Genomic DNA, 19,237 nt, shown 5'->3' on the forward strand with positions numbered 1-19,237 from the left:
ATTATTTCGGAACGATGCCGAAGATTAAATCCAACAGCGGTGCAAAAAAACGTTTTTCCCGCACGGCCTCTGGGCGGCTAAAGCGTGCGCATGCGTACAAGAGTCATATCCTGACCAAAAAGAGCCGTAAGCGTAAGCGGGAGCTAGGGAAAAAGACGTTGATCGATAAAAGTGATGAACCGCGCATCAATCGCCTGTTAGGATCCTCCTAGTGATCGAAACATTCTTGAATTATGCCACGCGCACGTAATAGGGTCGCCTCCCGCCAGCGAAGAAAAAAAGTCCTTGGTATGGCCAAGGGATACTGGGGGAGTCGAAGTAAAGTATATACCGTAGCAAAACATGCGGTTGATAAAGGACTGGAGTATTCCTACAGGGATCGTCGTAAGCGTAAGCAGCAGTTCAGGCGACTCTGGATTGCTCGTATTAATGCAGCCGCACGCCTCCACGGTACAACCTACTCACGCCTGTCCGGTGCACTTCGTAAACAGGAAATTGCCCTGAATCGAAAGGTTCTCGCGGATCTGGCCATGAACGAGCCTGCAGCCTTTGCACGCGTTGTGCAGGAAGCCCATCAAGCGGATGACGCAATACCTGCCTAACGCATTTTTCTTTTTCGGTACCTTACCTGGCTAGGGGCCGAATGTATGAAGGTGAGCACATTCCCGCCCCTGTGAATGCAGGCATGGCGGGTTTTTTTTTGCAGTAAAATGGATACAAATTTAGAAAAGCTCAAAACAGCTGCTGCAAACATAACAGAGGAAATCTCCAGCGCCAAGCTTACGACGGCTTCAGACAGGGAGGCATTCCGGATCCGTTTCCTCGGACAAAAGCGTGGGTTGATTACCCATCTCTTTAAAGAAATTCCGCATTTACCAAAAGAGGATCGCCGCTTTGCAGGACAGCTTTTGAACGCACTGCGGAAAGAAGCACAAACTACACTTGACTCCGCCAATCAAAATCCCCCCCTAGATCCGATTAATCTCTCCGAAATCGATCTTACACTTCCTGGCCGGCGGAATCAATGGCCGGGATCCCGACATCCCATCACGCTTGCCCTGTCGAAAATCACGGACATCTTCCATCGCATGGGATTTACCATTGCAGAGGGCCCTGAAATGGAAGACGACTGGCATAATTTCACCGCGCTGAATTTTCCCAAGGATCATCCTGCGAGAGACATGCAGGATACGCTCTTCATTGATGAAAAGAGTCCCGATCAACCTCGGATCATGATGCGGACTCATACCTCACCTGTACAGATCCGTACGATGATGGCCGGAGAGCCTCCATTTCGGTTGATTGCTCCGGGCCGGGTCTACCGTAATGAAACGATTACGTACAAGTCCTATTGCCTTTTTCATCAGGTTGAAGGGTTGGTCGTTGATGAGGGGATCACAATGGCCGACCTGAAGGACACGCTTTACCGGTTTGCCCGTGCATTCTTTGGCGAAGATGTGAAATTACGCTATCGCTCCAGCTTTTTCCCATTTACCGAACCTAGCGCAGAACTGGATATCTGGTGGGATCTGCCCGACCACCCGGACGGAGGTCGCTGGATGGAAATCCTTGGCAGTGGCATGGTGCACCCCAATGTCTTGAAAGCTGTGGGGATTGACCCTGAGCGTTACACTGGATATGCCTTTGGCATGGGAGTTGAACGTCCCGCCATGCTTCACTACGATATCAAGGACATACGACTCTTTTATGAAAATGACGTGCGCTTCCTAGCACAGTTTCAGGGAATTCCAGGATGAAGATCTCATATAACTGGCTGTCTGAATACGTAGATCACGGATTACCCCCCGGAGAGCTTGCAGACTCCCTGACCATGTCCGGGCTGGAGGTTGAACATATAGAACAAAGTGACCTCTCTCTGGATGGTATCATTGTCGGACATGTGGTATCCGTCCGCTCCCACCCAGAAGCGGATCGCCTGAGGCTTTGTGATGTTGATCTTGGAGATGGTGAAACCAAACAAATTGTCTGTGGTGCTCCCAATGTTGCTGCGAATCAACGGGTTCCCGTTGCAACCGTCGGTACTAAACTGACCATCAACGAAAAAACCGTCAAAATCAAGAAGTCACAAATCCGCGGGCAGGTGTCTATGGGGATGATTTGCGCAGAAGACGAACTAGGGCTATCTGAGGACCATCGTGGCATTATGGTCCTCACCGGCACTTCCACCGTCGGCGAGTCCCTGAAAGATTATCTACGTCGGGAGCATAGTCTTACCGGTGACACCACACTTGATTTGGCTATCACGCCAAACCGCCCCGATGCGATATGCCATTTTGGAGTTGCCCGAGACCTCTCTGCACTACAGAATGCACCCCTGAAATTTCCTGACATCACTACTCCACCTTCTGGGGCTGAGGCTGAAAAACACATTGATATCCAGATCCAGTGTCCGGAAGTATGTTGCCGATACACTGCAATGATCGTTCGGGGAGTCACGGTTGGACCTTCTCCTGTATGGCTAAAACAACGTCTGGAGTCGGTTGGACTGCGATCCATTAACAATATCGTAGATGTGACGAATTTCGTGATGTATGAGTGCGGTCAGCCGCTGCATGCATTCGACTATGATCGTATCGCTCAAAAAAAGATCGTCGTTCGCGAATCTATGGAGGGCGAAAATTTTGTCACGCTTGATGAAAAAGAGCACACCTTAGGGAGTGGAGTTGTACTAATTTGTGACGGAGAGCAACCAGTGGCCATTGGGGGACTGATGGGGGGAAAAAACTCTGAAGTCGATGACTCGACCACGAATGTATTGATTGAAAGTGCCTGGTTTGATCCAACGCGCACAAGACGTTCTTCCAAAGTACTGGGCATTTCGACTGATGCATCCTACCGATTCGAACGCGGAGTAGACACCGCACTCCAACCATGGGCAGCTATGCGCACAGCCATGCTTATTGCAGAATTGGCTGGAGGATCCATCGTCCCAGGGATGGTTGATGCACACCCAAAACCGATCCCTCCTTCTACCATTGATCTAAGGATCTCCCGCATAAGCAAAATTCTTGGTATCCAGATTGAGCGCCGGAGAATCCTTCAAATTCTCGAATCCCTAGGGTTTGCACCACGTGAGACTGCGGAGGGGATAGTTTCCTGCGTCATCCCCACGTACCGTCCCGACGTTCATCTGGAAGTTGACCTGATTGAGGAGATTGCACGAATTTATGGTCTCGAAAATATTGCCTTGCCTAAACAGACCTTGCTACAGTTATCTATTCCCCTACCCCGCCCGGCCGATCTGTTGCGAGAACATGCACACGCCCATTTGACCGGTCATGGATTCCGGGAGATCTATACCAACAGTCTGTTACCGAATGATGTAGCCACGCAGTTCAGCCAGCCAGTACTTGATTCTGATGATCCTCCGGCTCGTACCCTGAACGCAGTTTCCAAATCTATGGCAACCCTACGACCCTCGCTACTGCCTGGTATGCTGATGGCCATGCAGCGGAATGTGAACCATTCGCAACGGGTATTGCGGTTTTACGAGTTTGGCCATGTCTTTCATCACAGCAAGCGTGCAGCGGCATACATTGAAAATTTTTCAGAATATGACGTACTTCTGTTAGGGATCTGCGGTGCAGTCCGTCCCATAGGTTGGGATAGCGATCCGCGTGCCGCAGATTTTTTTGACCTAAAGGGGGATGTGAGTCAGCTACTCGGTGCATTGCAGCTCGACACTTTGAACATGCAACCCAACTATGACCCGACAGAGATCACTGACTATCACATTATCCTCCACTCTGACAGCGCCCGCATCGGAATCATTGCAAAACTATCTGGAGCGATCCAGGAATCCTTTGATCTTCCCGACCCCGTCTTCTTTGCGGAATTCAACTGGACCCGACTCCTTCTTTTGCATGAAAAAAATCCTCATCAAACCTATACTCACATCTTGCCCTTTCCTGCTGTGGAGCGAGATCTTGCAGTGTCTGTAGACCAGTCACAACCCGTTGGACCCATGATCACCACATTGCGTGAAATAGGTCAACCACTTCTAAGGAATGTGGATGTCTTTGACATATACACAGGAGATCGAGTCTCTGCGGGCAAAAAAAGTATTGCCTTTGCGCTCCGCTTTGGAGGAAATCGAACCCTGCGCGACAAAGAAATTGATCATGTGATGGGAGCTATTGTTAATGCTTTTTCTGAACAATTTGGTGCCACCTTGCGCAGTTGATCCATAGTTGATAATCTTAAATTGAACCTTTACCTTACCTTGGGTAGTTCAAAGTCGCTCAGGAATACTGCATCATGCCCGCCGAAAGAAAAGGTCAGCCCCAGGAACCTGGATCGCGTCAACTTGAGCACGAGTTTGATATTCCCTCGTCTATTGTTTTGCGGGGATCCGTATCCTTAAGGCAGTTGCGCGATCGTGTACAAGCTGTGGTGAAAGAGCTTGACCACCTCAGAGAGAAAAATCGAAAGCTTGCAAAACAAATTTCTGATCTTGAATCTGCTCCGAGCCAGACTTCCAAGACAACGAATCTTACGTTTGAAGAAAACAAAGAACAGTTGCTTAAAAAGGTCAACTCCTTCATAGAAACAATTGACCATTACTTGAGCATTAATGAAGAAAGGGCCGATTAAATGAAGCATGAATCCATTACAGTGCGAATTCTAGATCGGGACTATCCCCTCTTGGTACAGAGCAGTGACGTTTCGACGATCTACAGCGTTGCTGAAAATGTAAATCAGCGGATGAAGTCCTTCAAGGAAAAACATCCAGAGCAACCCGATTTGGTGGCTGCTGTATTCACAGCCATGGAATTATCTGAAGAACTGCTTGGTGCAAAAGAAACATCTAATGTTCTATTGAACGCGATCGATCGGGAGGCAGATTATCTTGGCAGGGAGCTCACAAAGGCCCTAAAACACCCCGATACCTCCGAGCAATAGCGGAACCGCAGCACTCCAACACTGTATCCCCTACCCGCGGGCACCCGTAGCGGTCCAGGCACGTGAACCGTCAATTTTATTCATAGGGAGTTGACTTCAATTCTGGACGCTAGGCCTCAACCTCTATTGGTCGTGTTTCGCGCAGAGGATCGTGGAAGGGTTTGAGCAGCACCCAATCGTATGAAAAAGGGTTCACACCCGCCGCTGCGGACGCTCGCGCCCCGTAAAAGGAACCCTTGCGGGGTGAGGTGGTATCGCTATTCTAACGAAACTGTAATAATATGGACGGCATGCAAGCCGTCCTGTTGTTGTCGACATTTGGGGTGGGACTAAGCGTTGCTTGGTTAATCTCTCGCTTGAATGCTCGGAGTACGCTAAATCGGGCACGCCAAAAGGCATCGTCGATCTTAACCTTGGCGGAGGAAGAATCTGAATCTCTAAGAGAGAAGGTTATAATTGATGCTAAATCAACACTCGATCATGAACGCCGTGAACTTGACTCCAATAAAGCTGCACTCAATCAGGAGCGGGAGGCTCTAGAGCGGGACAAACGACGGCTCAAGCTAAAAAGTGACCGCCAGCGAAAAAAACTCAACAACAGGAATCGGCGCTTAACAAAAAAACAGGACGTACTACTTGAAGCAACTCAGATAATTGAGCTTCTTCAGAAAGAAAGTGAGAGGGTCAACCGTCAGGCTGAGAAGCTGCATACGGAGGTTGCGAGGTTGTCCAAGGACGCATCTCAGCGTCTTGACAGGTTGGATGCCCAAAAGCGAGGGCTGGATTCCCGGGAGTCGCGCGTCAAGGCTCTCACCCATGAACTAGTCCATAAACTGGAAGGAGTTGCCGATCTAACGCAGGACGAGGCCCGTCAACACCTGCGCGAAGAACTCCTCGAGAAAGCACGGGAAGATATCTCACTGGAATTAGTGGAATTGCGAGATCAGGCACAGATCACTGCAAAAGAGGAGGCGTGCAAGGTTATCCTCACCACCATGCAGCGCCTCGCGTCTGATGAAGCCGAATCCCATTCCGTATCCGTTGTCCCCATCACTTCTGAAGATATTAAAGGACGTGTAATCGGCCGGGAAGGTAGGAATGTCATTGCGTTCGAGGCTGCCACGGGAGTTGACCTGCTTGTTGACGATACCCCAGGTGCCATCGTCGTCAGTTCATTTGATCCCTATCGACGTGAAGTTGCGCGAACCGCCCTGTCCAATCTCATACGGGATGGGCGTATTCATCCTGCCAGTATTGAGCGCTTTGTTGCGAAGGCTGAGGAGACCCTCACAGATGAGATCCATAGAACCGGAGAACGTACACTCCTTGACCTGAAATTACGCGGGATGCACAAGGAGCTCGTATCCATCGTTGGGAAAATGAAGTATCGCACGAGCTACGGCCAAAATCTGCTCAATCATAGTATTCAGGTTGCGAACCTTTGCTCCATCATGGCTTCCGAGATGGGGCTCGATTCCCGGATGGCTCGGCGTTCAGGCCTATTGCATGACATTGGGAAGGTGCTCCAGGAATCAAATGATCAGCCCCATGCACTCGTGGGGATGGAGTATTGTAAACGGTACGGAGAACATCACCTGATCTGTAATGCCGTAGGGTCTCACCATGACGAGACCGAAATGACTTCCCTTTATGCCCCAATCGTGCAAGTGTGTGATGCAATCAGTGGGGCACGTCCGGGGGCGCGACATATACGCCGCGACGAATACATTGAACGCTTGCAGGATATGGAAGCGATTGCAATGTCCTTTGACGGGGTCACCATGGCATATGCGATCCAAGGCGGGCGAGAACTCCGTGTGATTGTCCAGTATTCCAAAGTATCCGACGAAAGGACACGAGAACTCGCGGTAAATATTTCCACCCGGATCCAGGACGAACTCACCTATCCGGGCCAGGTCAATGTTACGGTGATTCGTGAACTTCGAAAAACATCCGTTGCCCGATAATAATGAATCGACTCTTCCTTCTTTTTATTTTTCTACTTTTTCCTGTGAGCTGTACTCAGGATACAACTATGGACCATGCCCACAGATTGGCCCAGGAGCATCTTATCATTGACGGTCATATTGATGTCCCATATCGCTTATCGACGTACATGGAAGATATCAGCCAAGAAACCGTAGGCGGAGATTTTGACTACCCCAAGGCAGTGGCCGGTGGACTCAACGCGCCGTTCATATCAATTTATATTCCGAGCGTACGCCAAGACATTCCGGGATCGGCAAAATCACTGGCGGACTCGTTGATTGATATGGTCGAAGGGTTTGTGACCCACGCACCCGACAAATTCGCCATCGCGACTCGATCATCTGACTTGGCCGAGCACAAGGACGCTGGCTTAGTCTCGCTTCCTATGGGCATGGAGAATGGTGCACCGATTGAGAGTGTGGAAGATCTGGAACATTACTACGAACGCGGGATCCGCTACATCACACTCACACATGGCAGAGATAATCATATTTCTGATTCTTCCTATGACTCTACTCAGACTTGGGGAGGTCTCAGTCCATTTGGTGTGGAGGTCGTTGATCATATGAACCGAATGGGAATCATCGTGGACATTTCGCATTTGACTGACAGTGCGATCGAACAGGTATTACAACACACCGCAGCACCTGTACTCGCCACCCACTCTTCCGCCCGACACTTTACTCCCGGCTGGCAACGCAACATCAGTGATAATCTGATTAAAGCAACCGCCGCCAACGGTGGTGTGATCATGGTCAGCTTTGGCTCCTTGTTTGTGCGTGGAGAATACTATGTCCAAAACCAAGCCTTAAGTGCTGCGATTAACGCCTATTTAGAAGAAAACAATATTGACCCTGAAAGTGAAGAGGGCTTTCTTTACCGCGAAAGACAGCGAAAATCAAATCCAATAGGCACAGTGGGTGATCTCGTTGACCACATTGATCATATCGTTGATCTTGTTGGGATTGACCATGTAGGCCTTGGTAGTGATTATGACGGAGTCACCGGACTTCCAGAAGGTCTAGAAGATGTTTCTACGTACCCCAATCTGATTGCCGAGTTGATACGCCGCGACTACACTGATGAAGATGTTGCCAAAATTCTTGGAGGAAATGCACTCAGGGTCTGGCAACAGGTGGAGGAGGTGGCTGCAAATTATGCTCCCCGAACAAACTCTGAGACGAACGCCGACACCTGATCATCAGCAACCCGCACCTGCTCCAATGTGTCCCGGTTACGAATCGTAACCCCTGCCCCGCCAAGAGTCTCACTGTCAATGGTGATGCATAGTGGCGTACCTGCTTCGTCCATTCTGCGATAACGCTTGCCGATTGAGCCCTTTTCGTCGTAAAACACATTCCATTCACGGCGAAGGTCAGCCGTGATAGTACGTGCACGCTCTGGCATCCCATCCTTGCGTAGAAGTGGAAAGATCCCCACCTTGATGGGAGCAATGGACGGTGCAAATGACATGACTGTACGGCTCTGCCCCTCAATCTCGTCCTGTCGGTAGGCCTCACAAAGTAGCATTAGAACCGTTCGATCCAGACCAACCGAAGTTTCCACCACAAATGGAATAAACCTGCTGCCGGATTGTTGGTGGAAAATCTGCATCTTTTTCCCGGAGTATTCCTGATGCCTTCTAAGATCATAGTCGGTACGTGAATGGATTCCTTCAACCTCCTGCCATCCGATCGGAAACTCATACTGGATATCCACAGCGGCATCTGCATAATGGGCTGGCTTTTCATGGACATGCCAACGTAATTTGGATTCTGGGATTCCATTCTGGACGTGCCAGTCCCATCTTCGTGAGCGCCATAGTTCATACGCCTCCGCCTGTGTTCCCGGCTGGACGAAGTACTGCATTTCCATTTGTTCAAACTCACGCATCCGGAAAATGAATTGCCGTGCTACAATTTCATTGCGGAATGCTTTGCCAATCTGGGCAATCCCGAACGGAATCTGTACGCGTGAGGTTGCCAGTACATTCTGGAAATTAACGAAGATGCCCTGGGCCGTTTCTGGACGCAGAAATATAGAGGAATCTTCACCTGCCAGCGCTCCCACTTTCGTTTCAAACATCATATTGAACTGGCGAACATCTGTCCAGTCAAATGCACCTGAATCTGGCCCACGAATTTCTTCAGCCAGGATAAGTGCGTGAAGTGCTTTCGGCATGTCGTCCGCATTGAGTGCCTGCGTGAACTGCTCATGCACAGCATCCGCTCGCTCCGTGTTTCCTTTTGCCCTCAAACGATCAATATGCTGTTCAATTAACTGATCCGCCCGGTAACGCCGTTTAGAAGCCTTGTCATCAATGAGCGGATCATGGAATGCATCTACGTGCCCGGACGCTTTCCACACCTTCGGATGCATCAGGATTGCGGCATCTACCCCTTCAATATTATCGTTGGCATAGACCATATCATGCCACCAACGTTCCTGTACATTTCGCTTCAACTCTACGCCCAGCGGACCGTAGTCGTAAGTTGCCCCCAGCCCACCATAAATCTCCGAAGACTGGAATACAAAACCGCGACGCTTACATAGCGCCGTAATCTCATCAAATCGCTTGCTGCTCATGAGGCATAAATTTATTCGCGCAGTAAACCCCTAGAACCCGTCAATGATCAATCCAGTCAGACCTGGCAACCAGTGGCATTGATCACCATTCTCACAAAATACGGAACGTTGCAGATCGAGCTGTCCTGGGAAATGCCGGGCCATGGGAACCCCTGCCTCCATTTCAAGAACTCTTCACATGTCAATAGTCACGCACCAGGGCAGTGAGAAGCGCATCATTGGTTGGAAAAGTCCGCATGTGACGGGTGAGCGCCTGCATAGCCTCCATGGGACGACGACTGTTGAGTACCTGGAAGAGTCGATTATGCTTCTCCGCTGAGCTGCCCAAAAGCAAATCCTCGTTGCGCGTTCTTGATTTTCGAAGATTGATCGCCGGCCATACACGACGATGAGCCATCTCCCGATCTAGGACAATCTCCGCATTCCCCGTGCCTTTGAACTCTTCGAAGATCACCTCATCCATTCGGCTGCCTGTTTCAATCAAAGCCGTAGCGATCAATGTCAGTGATCCTCCATCTTCGATATTGCGAGCACTGCCGAACAATCGCCGAGGAATTCGCATCGCCCCGGAATCTAGGCCTCCAGACATCGTTCGCCCCGTACCTTCCCCCCAAAGATTAAACGTACGCCCGAGACGTGTGAGTGAATCCAAAAGAAGAACGACATCGTCTCCCAATTCAACAAGACGCTTTGCATACTCAAATGCCAGTACGGATACACGTACATGATTGAACTCCTCCTGGTCGCTGGAACTCGCGAATACCGTCGCTTTTGTGCTACGCCGGAAATCCGTTACCTCTTCGGGCCGCTCATCAACCAAAAGAGCCACCAAGTGAATGTCGGGATGATTCTGGGTTAATGACGCAGCAATTTCCTTAAGGATTAATGTTTTTCCTGTTCGAGGCGGAGCCACAATTAATGCCCGCTGCCCCTTCCCAATTGGACACGCAAGATCCACAACCCGCATGGTAATATCATTCGGGGTTTTGACTAAATCAAGCTTTGTGTCTGGATAAATAATCCGCCCCTCTTCAAACTCGTGCAGGCGTGACCATGCTTCTGGCGCAATATTCATCACCTTGGTCAAGCGAGAGACCTGTAAATCTCCTTTCTTGCCTGGACGCAGAAATCCCTCCAGAACAACACCATCACGTAACCTATACCGACTGATCAGGGACGGTGGGCAAAATGGATCACCGTCATTTTTCGGCATACCTGATCGTAATTCTCGAATAAAACCGAACTTACGATCTCCAATAATTTCAAGCATCCCTTTGAAGGGCTGCTCAGGCAACTTCGATCTTGAAGCCGCAACTCGCCGTTTTGGCATCACTGCCACACAGAAATGCGTTTTAGGTGTGAAAGATGCGCACCGAGGAACGACTGTGCGCGTAAGAGAGGATTACTACCTGCGAGTCCTACTGAATGCCGTACCCTCCTGTTCCCATCAACGCGTCATGCTAAAATTTGAAACGATTTTATGGAATCAGAGGCTGATGCATGTTGCTGGAATCGATGAAGTTGGTCGTGGTGCATTAGCCGGTCCGGTTGTAGCTGCAGCCGTAATATTTCCCCCCAATCTAATCATTGATGGCGTTCGTGACAGTAAACTGTTGCGCAAACACGCGCGTGAGGATATCCTGAAAAAAATTCGGGAGAAGGCCGTTGATCTCGGAATCGGATACGCGAGTCCGAGCGAAATTGATGCGCTTAACATTGTTCAAGCATCTCTACTTGCCATGCAACGTGCATTGGATGCCTTGAACTGCACGCCGCAGGCCCTCCTAATCGATGGCAAACAATATCTACCCAATGCGTCCTGTACACAACTGGTACTTGTGAAAGGGGACAGACGGAGTCATTCTATCGCTGCAGCATCCATCGCTGCAAAGGTGACCCGGGATCACTTGATGCAAGAGCTTCACTTTGAATGTCCTGAATACGGATGGGACCGTAACGTTGGATATCCAACCAACGGGCATTACACAGCACTTCGCGAAACCGGATCCAGTATGCATCACCGTCAAACATTTCGACTCCGATAAGCCTCCCAGCATTTTGCTGCCGCAACCTCTGGTGTCAACCCATCAAGGTCGAAGGTTTGGTGTGCCTGATTATATATCGGCTCACGTTGTCCGAGCAAATCACGGACACGTATCTCCATCTGAATCGGGGAAAGCATGCTACCATCACGGTCCTGTAACAATGGCCGCACCGTCTTGTCCTCCTGGAGCCTGCGTACCAGTTCCGTCAACCCTACCCGTAGATAAACCATCCAGGATTCTCTCAGCGCCCAAGCCAAATTCGCAGGTCTCACCAGTGTACCGCCTCCCAACGCACAGACAACGTTGTTCGGCAGCGACCTCAAAGCCCTAGATTCCAGTTCCCGAAAGGCATCTTCCCCCTGTTGTGAAAAAATCTGCTCTACGGTCATCCCAGCTAGATTGACAATGCGATCATCCAGGTCAATGAAATCAACCGAGAGCCGGGTAGCCAACCTTGCTCCGATTGTACTCTTGCCGCACCCCATAAAACCTGTAAGCAAAACTCTGGACATGATCAACTACACAATAAAAACCAGAACGTAAGCATGAGCAACTTTTGACGCAAAATACATCAGGATAAGCTCCAATAAATTTGGCAATGAGAAATTTCACTTCGTCCCTTCAAGGTACAGAGTAGTATTTCGCTGTTGGTATGGGGGATATTAGTAGGCCATGACCTGCCACCTATTTATTACAAATTTTGACAATTATGATCCGACGACTATACCTTCCTCTAAACGACTGCATCCGTGTGTAGGTGTGTACAAACTTTACGAAGCACATCGCAGATCATGAAGATCTCCGGGCATATGGATGTTTACGTGCAACCACTGTTTCGGAACCAACAACCACATTTTTCTCCAGTGGATGCAGTAATTTGCCATCACTATACCTGAACCCAATCTGCCCCAAACTAGTTTCGGGACGATAATTGATCATTATTTGAAGGCCCCGTCAGTGTCTGCCGACAAATCCCCCCAGCTTCTCAAGGTATCCGTAGTCATCGTTAATTACAACGTAAGGGACTTACTACGCCAATCCCTTCGAAGCATTGAACGGTCCTTGGCAGGTATTCCATCCGAGGTGATTGTAGTGGATAACAACTCGGTGGACGGGTCCGTGGGGATGTTGGCCAAGGAATTTCCGAATATCACCGTGATCGCCAATCGTGCAAACATTGGATTCTCTGCTGCCAACAACCAGGCCATGCGTCTGGCAACTGGAAAATATTTCTTTATCCTGAATCCAGACACTATTGTCGAAGAGGAAACGATCAAGGTATTAATAGACTTCATGGATACCCATCCTGACTCTGGAGCCGTAGGATGCCGAATCCTGAATCCTGACGGAACTTTCGCGCTGGAAAGTCGCAGATCATTCCCAACCCCCGCAGTTGCATTTTACCGGATGACGGGGCTGAGTCGACTATTTCCGCGTAGCCGAATCTTCGGCCACTACAACCTTACATTTCTGCCCGAGAATCAGGTTGCGACCGTTGATGCTCTGAGTGGCTCTTGCATGTTTTTGCGAAGTGCTGCACTGATCGCCTCTAAAGACACTGACGCAGGCCGCGGTAAAGCCGGCCTCTTTGATGAAGACTTTTTTATGTATGGCGAGGATCTTGATTTGTGTTATCGAATCCAAAAAGCCGGCTGGTTGATCTACTATACTCCAGATACTCAAATCATACACTACAAAGGAGAGAGTACCAAGAAAGGGGATCTCAGGTACGTACGGCTCTTCTATGGAGCAATGGTCCGATTCGCACAGAAACACCTGAGCGAAGAGTATCCAAAAGTCTTTCTGTGGATTTTACACCTGGCAGTAATTGTACGCGGGTCCATGACTATACTGGGCAACGCGCTGCAACATCCAGCCGCGCGTGACTTGGTGACTTGCTTCGGGGTGATGACTGCACTGGGACTTTTCCGGTCATTTCAGACTGGATTACAGTTCCCTCCTGTCTTCTACTGGGGCCTGGCTCCACTCTTTGCAATCATTGTTACCGTGGTGATTGCAGCTTGGAACGGGTACCGGGGCAGCGGACCCCGCCTAGGACTGGTATTTCTGGGATCCCTAGTTGCCGTGACAGCGCTCTCAGCACTGTCATTCTTTGTCAAGCAAATCGCATTTTCACGTATGGTCGTGATTGCAAGCCTGCCTGCATGCTTACTGCTTCTTTCTGCCGTGCGCCTGATCCCTAAAGCCAGCAAACGTCTGGGAAGAAGAACTCTCGTGGTCGGTGACCTCCATGATACAAATGTGCTTGCCCCGCAGCAGCTGTCGCAACATGTGGTCGTAGGAATCGCAACGCACACTTACAATCACGATGCCCCATCGAACCTTCCTCATCTGGGGACCTATGACCAATTGCGCGATATTGCGCGCGTCCATGACATCGAATCCGTGATTTTTGTGTCCTCCAGCCTGACCAACAAGGAGATTTTTGCACTCATGCAAAAACTTGCAGGAACCCCGGTGCATACGTACATCCTGGCAGAAGAAAAAGATCACTTGATCGGAAAAGCATCCATTGAAAACCTGGGCAGCCGAATGCTGCTGGAAGCGGAAGACGTCATTGGCACATTGCGGTCGCATACCGCCCGGCGCGTGTCCGATATTGTTGCAGCCCTTGTGGGAGCTCTCATTCATCCAGGTGTTCTGCTGATCTCCAAAATTGCGGGGCCACACTCTAGATGGGCACGCAGATATGAGCGCATCCGTCAGTGGACTACCGTTCTACTTGGCAAACGATCCCTGATCGGCTTTGACGAAAGGGATGAGTTTGTCCCGGCGCCTGAATGGAAACTGCAAACGGGCGTCTTTGCAGCCAGCGAAATGCTGGGACCCCGCCTCAAACGCCCGCCTGAAGAAATTGAGCAGGCGTACTGGTACTACGTACGAAACCAGTCAGCCGTGATGGATTGGCTGATCGCCGTACGTGCGCTGCGTGGACTGGTGTAGGAACCGTCTCTCGATGCACTTGTTGACTCGCTCCCCCCTTACAAGGATAAGGCACGTATGACCAAGAAGTCGGATAAATTTCTGCTGGATTTTGAAAAACCGATTATCGAATTGGAAGATAAGCTTGACGAATTGCGCGAAATTGACGCAGGCGAGATTGATCTTTCTTCTGAAATCGACGCGCTCTCCGCACGGATTGAAGGTCTCCGTAAATCCATCTACGGCAGCCTGACCCGCTGGCAGCGGGTACAGATCGCCCGGCATCCACTTAGACCCTACACGAACGACTATATCGGTGCCCTTACAGAAGGGTTCGTCGAGCTGCATGGGGATCGATGTTATGGAGATGATCCTGCCATCGTCAGTGGATTTGCCACTCTGCGTGGGGACCATTACGGATATAAAGATCGTACGGTACTGATCCTGGGACACCAAAAGGGGCGAGATACAAAGGCACGCCGGCATCGTCGCTTTGGTATGCCCAATCCTGAGGGATACCGTAAGGCCCGACGGCACATGGAACTGGCTGCAAAGTTTGGCAAACCAATTATCTGCCTTCTTGATACACCCGGTGCCTATCCCGGTATGGAAGCAGAAGAGCGAGGGCAGGCGGAGGCAATCGCCCGAAACCTGTTTATCATGGCACGGCTTCCAGTTCCGATCATCGTGGTTGTGATTGGAGAAGGAGCATCTGGAGGGGCGCTTGGGATTGGAGTTGGTGATCAGATGCTGATGCTGGAAAATGCTTGGTATTCTGTTATCTCTCCAGAAAGCTGCTCCTCAATACTGTGGAGATCCTGGGACTATAAAGAGGAGGCCGCACGGGCCCTGAAACTCTCTGCATCTGATCTCACCGAGATCGGCATTGTTGATCAGATTATCGAAGAACCCTTGGGAGGGGCCCACCACGATCCAAGTGCAACCTTTGACCTAGTCGGCCAAGCGATTTGTGATACGCTGCAAGATCTGGCCCAATTGCGTAAAGATGCCCTTCTCAGTCAACGCGTGAAGCGTCTCGACCGCATTGGTGAGTTCAGCGCAGCCGCATAAACCCCCATGTCTGATCATGAGCAACTGCCCCACTATCTGCCATCCAAGCAGTTAGAGCAGATCCTTCAAGGTGCTCTACAAGAGGATATTGGCGCAGGAGATATTACCTCACAAATACTCGTGCCGGAGCATCAACAAGGCCGGGCAACTCTGCTGACGCGAGAAAGTGGCGTGATCGCCGGCCTTGCCGCCGCCCGGCGTGTATTTCACTTGGTCGATCCAGCGATACAATGCAACTGGACTGTAAACGACGGTGATCACGTACCAGCTGATTCAATCATTGGTGTGGTGGCTGGGGCCATGCGCTCTATCCTGACCGCAGAGCGTCTGGCATTGAACCTGCTGCAGCGAATGAGCGGAATCGCGACTGCAACCGCCAAAATGGTTGCCAGTGTAAAAGACTATCCAGTACGTGTTCGGGACACGCGAAAAACCGCCCCTGGATTGCGTCTCCTGGATAAATGGTCTGTCCTGCTGGGAGGTGGCACGAACCATCGAATTGGGCTGTTTGACCGGATACTGATTAAAGACAATCACATTGAAGTGGTGGGAGGACTTGCTGAATCCGTCCAACGCGCCGCGAATCAATTACCCGGCTATCTAATTGATGTGGAAGCCCGAACCATGGCAGAAGTAACCGAGGCATTATCAGTTGCGTCAATGATTGACGTACTCCTTCTTGATAATATGACAACCACCCGCCCTGACGGCTCCTATGATTGCTCGCGCCTGAAACAGGCCATAGATTGCATTGCCGGCCGCATCACGACCGAGGCAACCGGTGGGATCACGCTGGAATCAGCACCATTCATCGCTGCAACAGGAGTCAACTATCTCTCCTGTGGTGCCCTCACGCACTCCTCGCATGCGACTGATATCTCGTTGTCCGTGGACCCACTCTGAAGAATTGAGCGTACATCCGATCACGTTTGAACCGAATCTGCTACATCGCTGTACTTGGGGGATACTGTCGCATAAAATATGACGTTTTCTGAGAGTACCTTACGGGTAAACGAGGCCAGATTCCGGGAGGATTACGAGCGCTTAACCTTGGATGGAGCTACGTCAGACGGTGGACTCAACCGACCCGCTCTCAGTGAAGCGCACTTGGCTGCGCGGGAGACATTCCGGGGTATGATCCGACAACGAGATCTCACGATCCGAGAAGATGATGCAGGAAACCTTTCTGCCTGTCATTCCCCTTCGGGCAAAACGAAACCGGTACTGCTCCTGGGATCTCATCTCGACTCCGTGGCGAATGGCGGGCGCTTTGATGGGACGCTGGGCATCGCAGCGGCCTTTGAAGTGATCCAGGTTCTACGTGAACACTACCCGGATATACCGCTCGAGGTCATTGATTTTACCGATGAAGAAGGAACATGGGTGTCGCTTCTTGGGAGCCGTGCTGCATCTGGACAGCTCACTCAAAAAGATCTTGACCATCCGAGAGGAGATCCTGAAGCTTTCCAGAGAGCACTCGAAGGAGCGGGGCTCACAAGCGAAGGGATCTTGTCCGCTACACGGAATTCAAAGGATCTACATGCCTATCTCGAACTTCATATTGAACAAGGTACCCGGCTTGAGAAAAGCCAAACAGATATTGGAATCGTAACCGGTATGGTCGGTATTCACATGTACCTCGTTACCTTCAGCGGGCAGGCCAACCACGCCGGAACCACCCCGATGAACGAGCGGCATGATGCAGCACTGGGAGCCAGTAAATTTTGCCTGATGGTCCAGGAGACGATCACCGAACAATTCCCCGATTGTGTCGCCACCGTAGGGCGGATGGACTTTTCACCGGGTGCCTTCAATATCGTGGCCGGTCAGGTAACCGCATTCATGGAGCTGCGTACTGAAGATTCTGGTCGTGCCGCACAGTTACAGCAAGCACTGTACGAGATGGCAGAGCGTTCTGCAAAAGAATTTGGTCTGAATGTTAACTTTCAATACCTCGAGTCCGTAATTGAACGTAAGATGGATTCTTCTATCATCGAAGCACTTGAGTCAGGAGCACTTGCTCTTGGGTTGACCAGTCGGCGCCTCCCCTCGCTGGCAGGGCATGATGCACAGTCTATGGCACTGCTTTGCCCTTCTGGCTTAATTTTTGTCCCCTCCGTGGGAGGATTCAGTCATTCTTCGCGGGAGTATACCCACTGGAATGACTGTGTGAGGGGAGCGAATGTGCTCCTGAATGCCGCAAAACAACTTGCTGCGTCTTTGAAGTAATGTCTCGCTCTGTGACCCGGCACCAAACTCATCTGATCTAAACTCCGTCATGCTGCAGGAACAGAGTAGATTTTATCAGCAATTGCTATTCCTTGCGGATATGATCCTCGTGGGGAGTGCCTGGATTGCTGCATACTATCTCCGTTTTGAAGTATTTGATACCTGGCCAATCCCCCTCCCTGAATGGGAGCCGCTGAGCAGATATCTGACCTTTTTCCCGTGGATACTGATCTCTGCCGCTCTCACGTTCTGGGCATCAGGGCTTTATGTGCCTGACCGGGCACAGCGGTGGACCAGTCTCATCCGAAGTGTTGCAAAATCCGTCGGACTAGCTCTGATCATTTCCATGGCATTTTTGTCATTCTATCGCGATTTTAATGTTTCACGACTGACCATCATACTCTTTGCCGCACTCACACCACTCTCCATGCTGGGTTTGCGGCTCTGTATCTACTTTTACGTACGCAATGCCCGCAAACGTGGACGTAATCTGCGCCGCGTCCTCATTGTTGGGGCTGGTCATGCAGGTCGGCGTTTGGCAAAATCCTTTGAGCTGTATCCGTGGATGGGTTTTCAGGTGGTTGGATTTCTGGACGACCATAAGACCGATGAGCCGGATGTCCTGGGCAAAGTCGATGAGATACTACCGCTTCTAGACTCAGCATCCAATCCGATCCATTACGTGTACATTGCTCTGCCCCTCCATGCTGTAGGAAAGATTGAGCAGCTCATCAGCTCGCTTTCCTCACGTCTGGTACATGTCTGCCTCGTGCCCGACCTCCTGCAGCATGATATCATCAACAGCCGAATTACGGATGTAGATGGGCTCCCTGTCCTGCACATCATCGACGAGGCACCCATGGATTTTCGCCGATTTGTCAAACGAAGCCTGGATGTTGTGTTCTCCCTCATGGTTCTGATTCTCTTGTCACCTCTGCTGCTCATTATTGCTCTGTTGGTCCTTCTATCCTCCAAGGGACCGGTTCTTTACCGGCAGGAACGTATGGGGCTCAATGGTAAATGCTTCCACATGCTGAAATTTCGTTCCATGCCGATCACCGCGGAGCAGGAATCGGGAGCTGTCTGGGCAAAAAAAGGTGAAAACCGGGCAACCCCGGTCGGAAGAATCCTCCGGCGTACATCTCTGGACGAACTGCCCCAGTTCATCAATGTACTCAAAGGGGATATGTCTGTGGTTGGCCCACGGCCCGAAAGACCGGTATTCATTAAAGATTTCAAGGACCGTATCCCCCGCTATATGCTCCGTCATAAAATGAAAGCAGGCATTACCGGTTGGGCACAGGTCAATGGATGGCGCGGAAATACCTCCCTGGAAAAACGGATCCAGCACGATATCTACTATATTCAAAACTGGTCTCTGCGTCTGGATGTGAAGATTATGATCCTAACAGTCTGGAAAGGATTTATCAATCGCAACGCATATTGATTTA

17 protein-coding genes are annotated in these 19,237 nt (G+C 50.5%); 14 read left to right on the forward strand and 3 right to left on the reverse strand.

Annotation, left to right across the window (positions count from 1 at the left end):
• The first annotated feature begins 14 nt into the window (after nucleotides 1–14).
• The 8 genes from rpmI (at nucleotide 15) to F4Y64_10270 (ending at nucleotide 8,110) form a co-directional block, all read left to right on the forward strand.
• Nucleotides 15–212 (forward strand): 50S ribosomal protein L35, encoded by a 198-nt coding sequence (rpmI, locus tag F4Y64_10235; protein ID MXX97976.1) that lies wholly within the window; start codon nucleotides 15–17, stop codon nucleotides 210–212.
• Between the two features lie 21 nt (nucleotides 213–233).
• Nucleotides 234–602, forward strand: coding sequence for a 50S ribosomal protein L20 (gene rplT / locus F4Y64_10240; protein ID MXX97977.1), 369 nt, complete (start codon nucleotides 234–236; stop codon nucleotides 600–602).
• A gap of 108 nt (nucleotides 603–710) precedes the next feature.
• Complete coding sequence (pheS, locus tag F4Y64_10245; protein ID MXX97978.1) at nucleotides 711–1,757, forward strand: phenylalanine--tRNA ligase subunit alpha; 1,047 nt, start codon at nucleotides 711–713, stop codon at nucleotides 1,755–1,757.
• Entirely contained in the window at nucleotides 1,754–4,204 is a 2,451-nt protein-coding gene (locus F4Y64_10250; protein ID MXX97979.1) for a phenylalanine--tRNA ligase subunit beta, read from the forward strand. The genes pheS and F4Y64_10250 overlap by 4 nt, the downstream gene beginning before the upstream one ends.
• A gap of 74 nt (nucleotides 4,205–4,278) precedes the next feature.
• Nucleotides 4,279–4,614: a hypothetical protein gene (locus F4Y64_10255; GenBank protein MXX97980.1), complete on the forward strand. Its 336-nt coding sequence runs from the start codon at nucleotides 4,279–4,281 to the stop codon at nucleotides 4,612–4,614.
• Nucleotides 4,615–4,923, forward strand: a complete 309-nt coding sequence (locus tag F4Y64_10260; protein ID MXX97981.1) for a cell division protein ZapA — start codon at nucleotides 4,615–4,617, stop codon at nucleotides 4,921–4,923.
• 281 nt (nucleotides 4,924–5,204) lie between these two features.
• On the forward strand, nucleotides 5,205–6,890 hold the full coding sequence (gene rny / locus F4Y64_10265) for a ribonuclease Y (protein MXX97982.1): 1,686 nt from the start codon (nucleotides 5,205–5,207) through the stop codon (nucleotides 6,888–6,890).
• Complete coding sequence (locus F4Y64_10270) at nucleotides 6,887–8,110, forward strand: membrane dipeptidase (GenBank protein ID MXX97983.1); 1,224 nt, start codon at nucleotides 6,887–6,889, stop codon at nucleotides 8,108–8,110. The genes rny and F4Y64_10270 overlap by 4 nt, the downstream gene beginning before the upstream one ends.
• Here F4Y64_10270 and F4Y64_10275 read toward each other — a convergent pair.
• Both F4Y64_10275 and F4Y64_10280 read right to left on the reverse strand, forming a co-directional pair.
• Complete coding sequence (locus F4Y64_10275) at nucleotides 8,068–9,498, reverse strand: glycine--tRNA ligase (GenBank protein ID MXX97984.1); 1,431 nt, start codon at nucleotides 9,496–9,498, stop codon at nucleotides 8,068–8,070. The genes F4Y64_10270 and F4Y64_10275 overlap by 43 nt on opposite strands.
• A 181-nt stretch (nucleotides 9,499–9,679) precedes the next feature.
• Nucleotides 9,680–10,792 carry a transcription termination factor Rho gene (locus F4Y64_10280; protein ID MXX97985.1) on the reverse strand — a complete coding sequence of 371 codons (1,113 nt, stop codon included), beginning with the start codon at nucleotides 10,790–10,792 and terminating at the stop codon, nucleotides 9,680–9,682.
• A 163-nt stretch (nucleotides 10,793–10,955) separates the two neighbouring features.
• Here F4Y64_10280 and F4Y64_10285 point away from each other — a divergent pair, with 163 nt between their 5' ends.
• On the forward strand, nucleotides 10,956–11,543 hold the full coding sequence (locus F4Y64_10285) for a ribonuclease HII (protein ID MXX97986.1): 588 nt from the start codon (nucleotides 10,956–10,958) through the stop codon (nucleotides 11,541–11,543).
• Here F4Y64_10285 and F4Y64_10290 read toward each other — a convergent pair.
• Nucleotides 11,522–12,055 (reverse strand): shikimate kinase, encoded by a 534-nt coding sequence (locus tag F4Y64_10290; GenBank protein MXX97987.1) that lies wholly within the window; start codon nucleotides 12,053–12,055, stop codon nucleotides 11,522–11,524. The two genes, F4Y64_10285 and F4Y64_10290, sit on opposite strands and share 22 nt — an antisense overlap.
• Before the next feature lie 445 nt (nucleotides 12,056–12,500).
• On the opposite strand from F4Y64_10290, the gene F4Y64_10295 reads away from it, so the two are divergent.
• From F4Y64_10295 to F4Y64_10315, 5 genes are all read left to right on the forward strand, one after another.
• Nucleotides 12,501–14,507 carry a glycosyltransferase gene (locus tag F4Y64_10295; GenBank protein ID MXX97988.1) on the forward strand — a complete coding sequence of 669 codons (2,007 nt, stop codon included), beginning with the start codon at nucleotides 12,501–12,503 and terminating at the stop codon, nucleotides 14,505–14,507.
• 57 nt (nucleotides 14,508–14,564) lie between these two features.
• The gene (locus F4Y64_10300; GenBank protein ID MXX97989.1) at nucleotides 14,565–15,557 is read left to right on the forward strand and encodes an acetyl-CoA carboxylase carboxyltransferase subunit alpha; all 993 of its coding nucleotides are present in this window, start codon (nucleotides 14,565–14,567) and stop codon (nucleotides 15,555–15,557) included.
• A gap of 6 nt (nucleotides 15,558–15,563) precedes the next feature.
• Entirely contained in the window at nucleotides 15,564–16,460 is an 897-nt protein-coding gene (nadC, locus tag F4Y64_10305) for a carboxylating nicotinate-nucleotide diphosphorylase (protein MXX97990.1), read from the forward strand.
• A gap of 78 nt (nucleotides 16,461–16,538) precedes the next feature.
• On the forward strand, nucleotides 16,539–17,786 hold the full coding sequence (locus F4Y64_10310) for a Zn-dependent hydrolase (protein ID MXX97991.1): 1,248 nt from the start codon (nucleotides 16,539–16,541) through the stop codon (nucleotides 17,784–17,786).
• 49 nt (nucleotides 17,787–17,835) lie between these two features.
• A complete protein-coding gene (locus tag F4Y64_10315; GenBank protein MXX97992.1) occupies nucleotides 17,836–19,233 on the forward strand; it encodes an undecaprenyl-phosphate glucose phosphotransferase in 1,398 nt (465 codons plus the stop codon).
• Nucleotides 19,234–19,237: the final 4 nt, after the last annotated feature.

It is taken from the genome of Rhodothermaceae bacterium (assembly GCA_009838195.1).
In the GTDB taxonomy this organism is placed as follows: domain Bacteria; phylum Bacteroidota; class Rhodothermia; order Rhodothermales; family Bin80; genus Bin80.

What these genes read in the sequence shown, in the direction of transcription:
- F4Y64_10255 (MXX97980.1), top strand. Translation starts at nt 4,279, where the DNA reads ATGCCCGCCGAAAGAAAAGGTCAGCCCCAGGAACCTGGATCGCGTCAA.
- nadC (MXX97990.1), top strand. Translation starts at nt 15,564, where the DNA reads ATGTCTGATCATGAGCAACTGCCCCACTATCTGCCATCCAAGCAGTTA.
- F4Y64_10290 (MXX97987.1), bottom strand. Translation starts at nt 12,055, where the DNA reads ATGTCCAGAGTTTTGCTTACAGGTTTTATGGGGTGCGGCAAGAGTACA.
- F4Y64_10310 (MXX97991.1), top strand. Translation starts at nt 16,539, where the DNA reads ATGACGTTTTCTGAGAGTACCTTACGGGTAAACGAGGCCAGATTCCGG.
- rplT (MXX97977.1), top strand. Translation starts at nt 234, where the DNA reads ATGCCACGCGCACGTAATAGGGTCGCCTCCCGCCAGCGAAGAAAAAAA.
- F4Y64_10315 (MXX97992.1), top strand. Translation starts at nt 17,836, where the DNA reads ATGCTGCAGGAACAGAGTAGATTTTATCAGCAATTGCTATTCCTTGCG.
- pheS (MXX97978.1), top strand. Translation starts at nt 711, where the DNA reads ATGGATACAAATTTAGAAAAGCTCAAAACAGCTGCTGCAAACATAACA.
- rny (MXX97982.1), top strand. Translation starts at nt 5,205, where the DNA reads ATGGACGGCATGCAAGCCGTCCTGTTGTTGTCGACATTTGGGGTGGGA.
- F4Y64_10275 (MXX97984.1), bottom strand. Translation starts at nt 9,498, where the DNA reads ATGAGCAGCAAGCGATTTGATGAGATTACGGCGCTATGTAAGCGTCGC.
- F4Y64_10250 (MXX97979.1), top strand. Translation starts at nt 1,754, where the DNA reads ATGAAGATCTCATATAACTGGCTGTCTGAATACGTAGATCACGGATTA.
- F4Y64_10285 (MXX97986.1), top strand. Translation starts at nt 10,956, where the DNA reads ATGCTAAAATTTGAAACGATTTTATGGAATCAGAGGCTGATGCATGTT.
- rpmI (MXX97976.1), top strand. Translation starts at nt 15, where the DNA reads ATGCCGAAGATTAAATCCAACAGCGGTGCAAAAAAACGTTTTTCCCGC.
- F4Y64_10260 (MXX97981.1), top strand. Translation starts at nt 4,615, where the DNA reads ATGAAGCATGAATCCATTACAGTGCGAATTCTAGATCGGGACTATCCC.
- F4Y64_10300 (MXX97989.1), top strand. Translation starts at nt 14,565, where the DNA reads ATGACCAAGAAGTCGGATAAATTTCTGCTGGATTTTGAAAAACCGATT.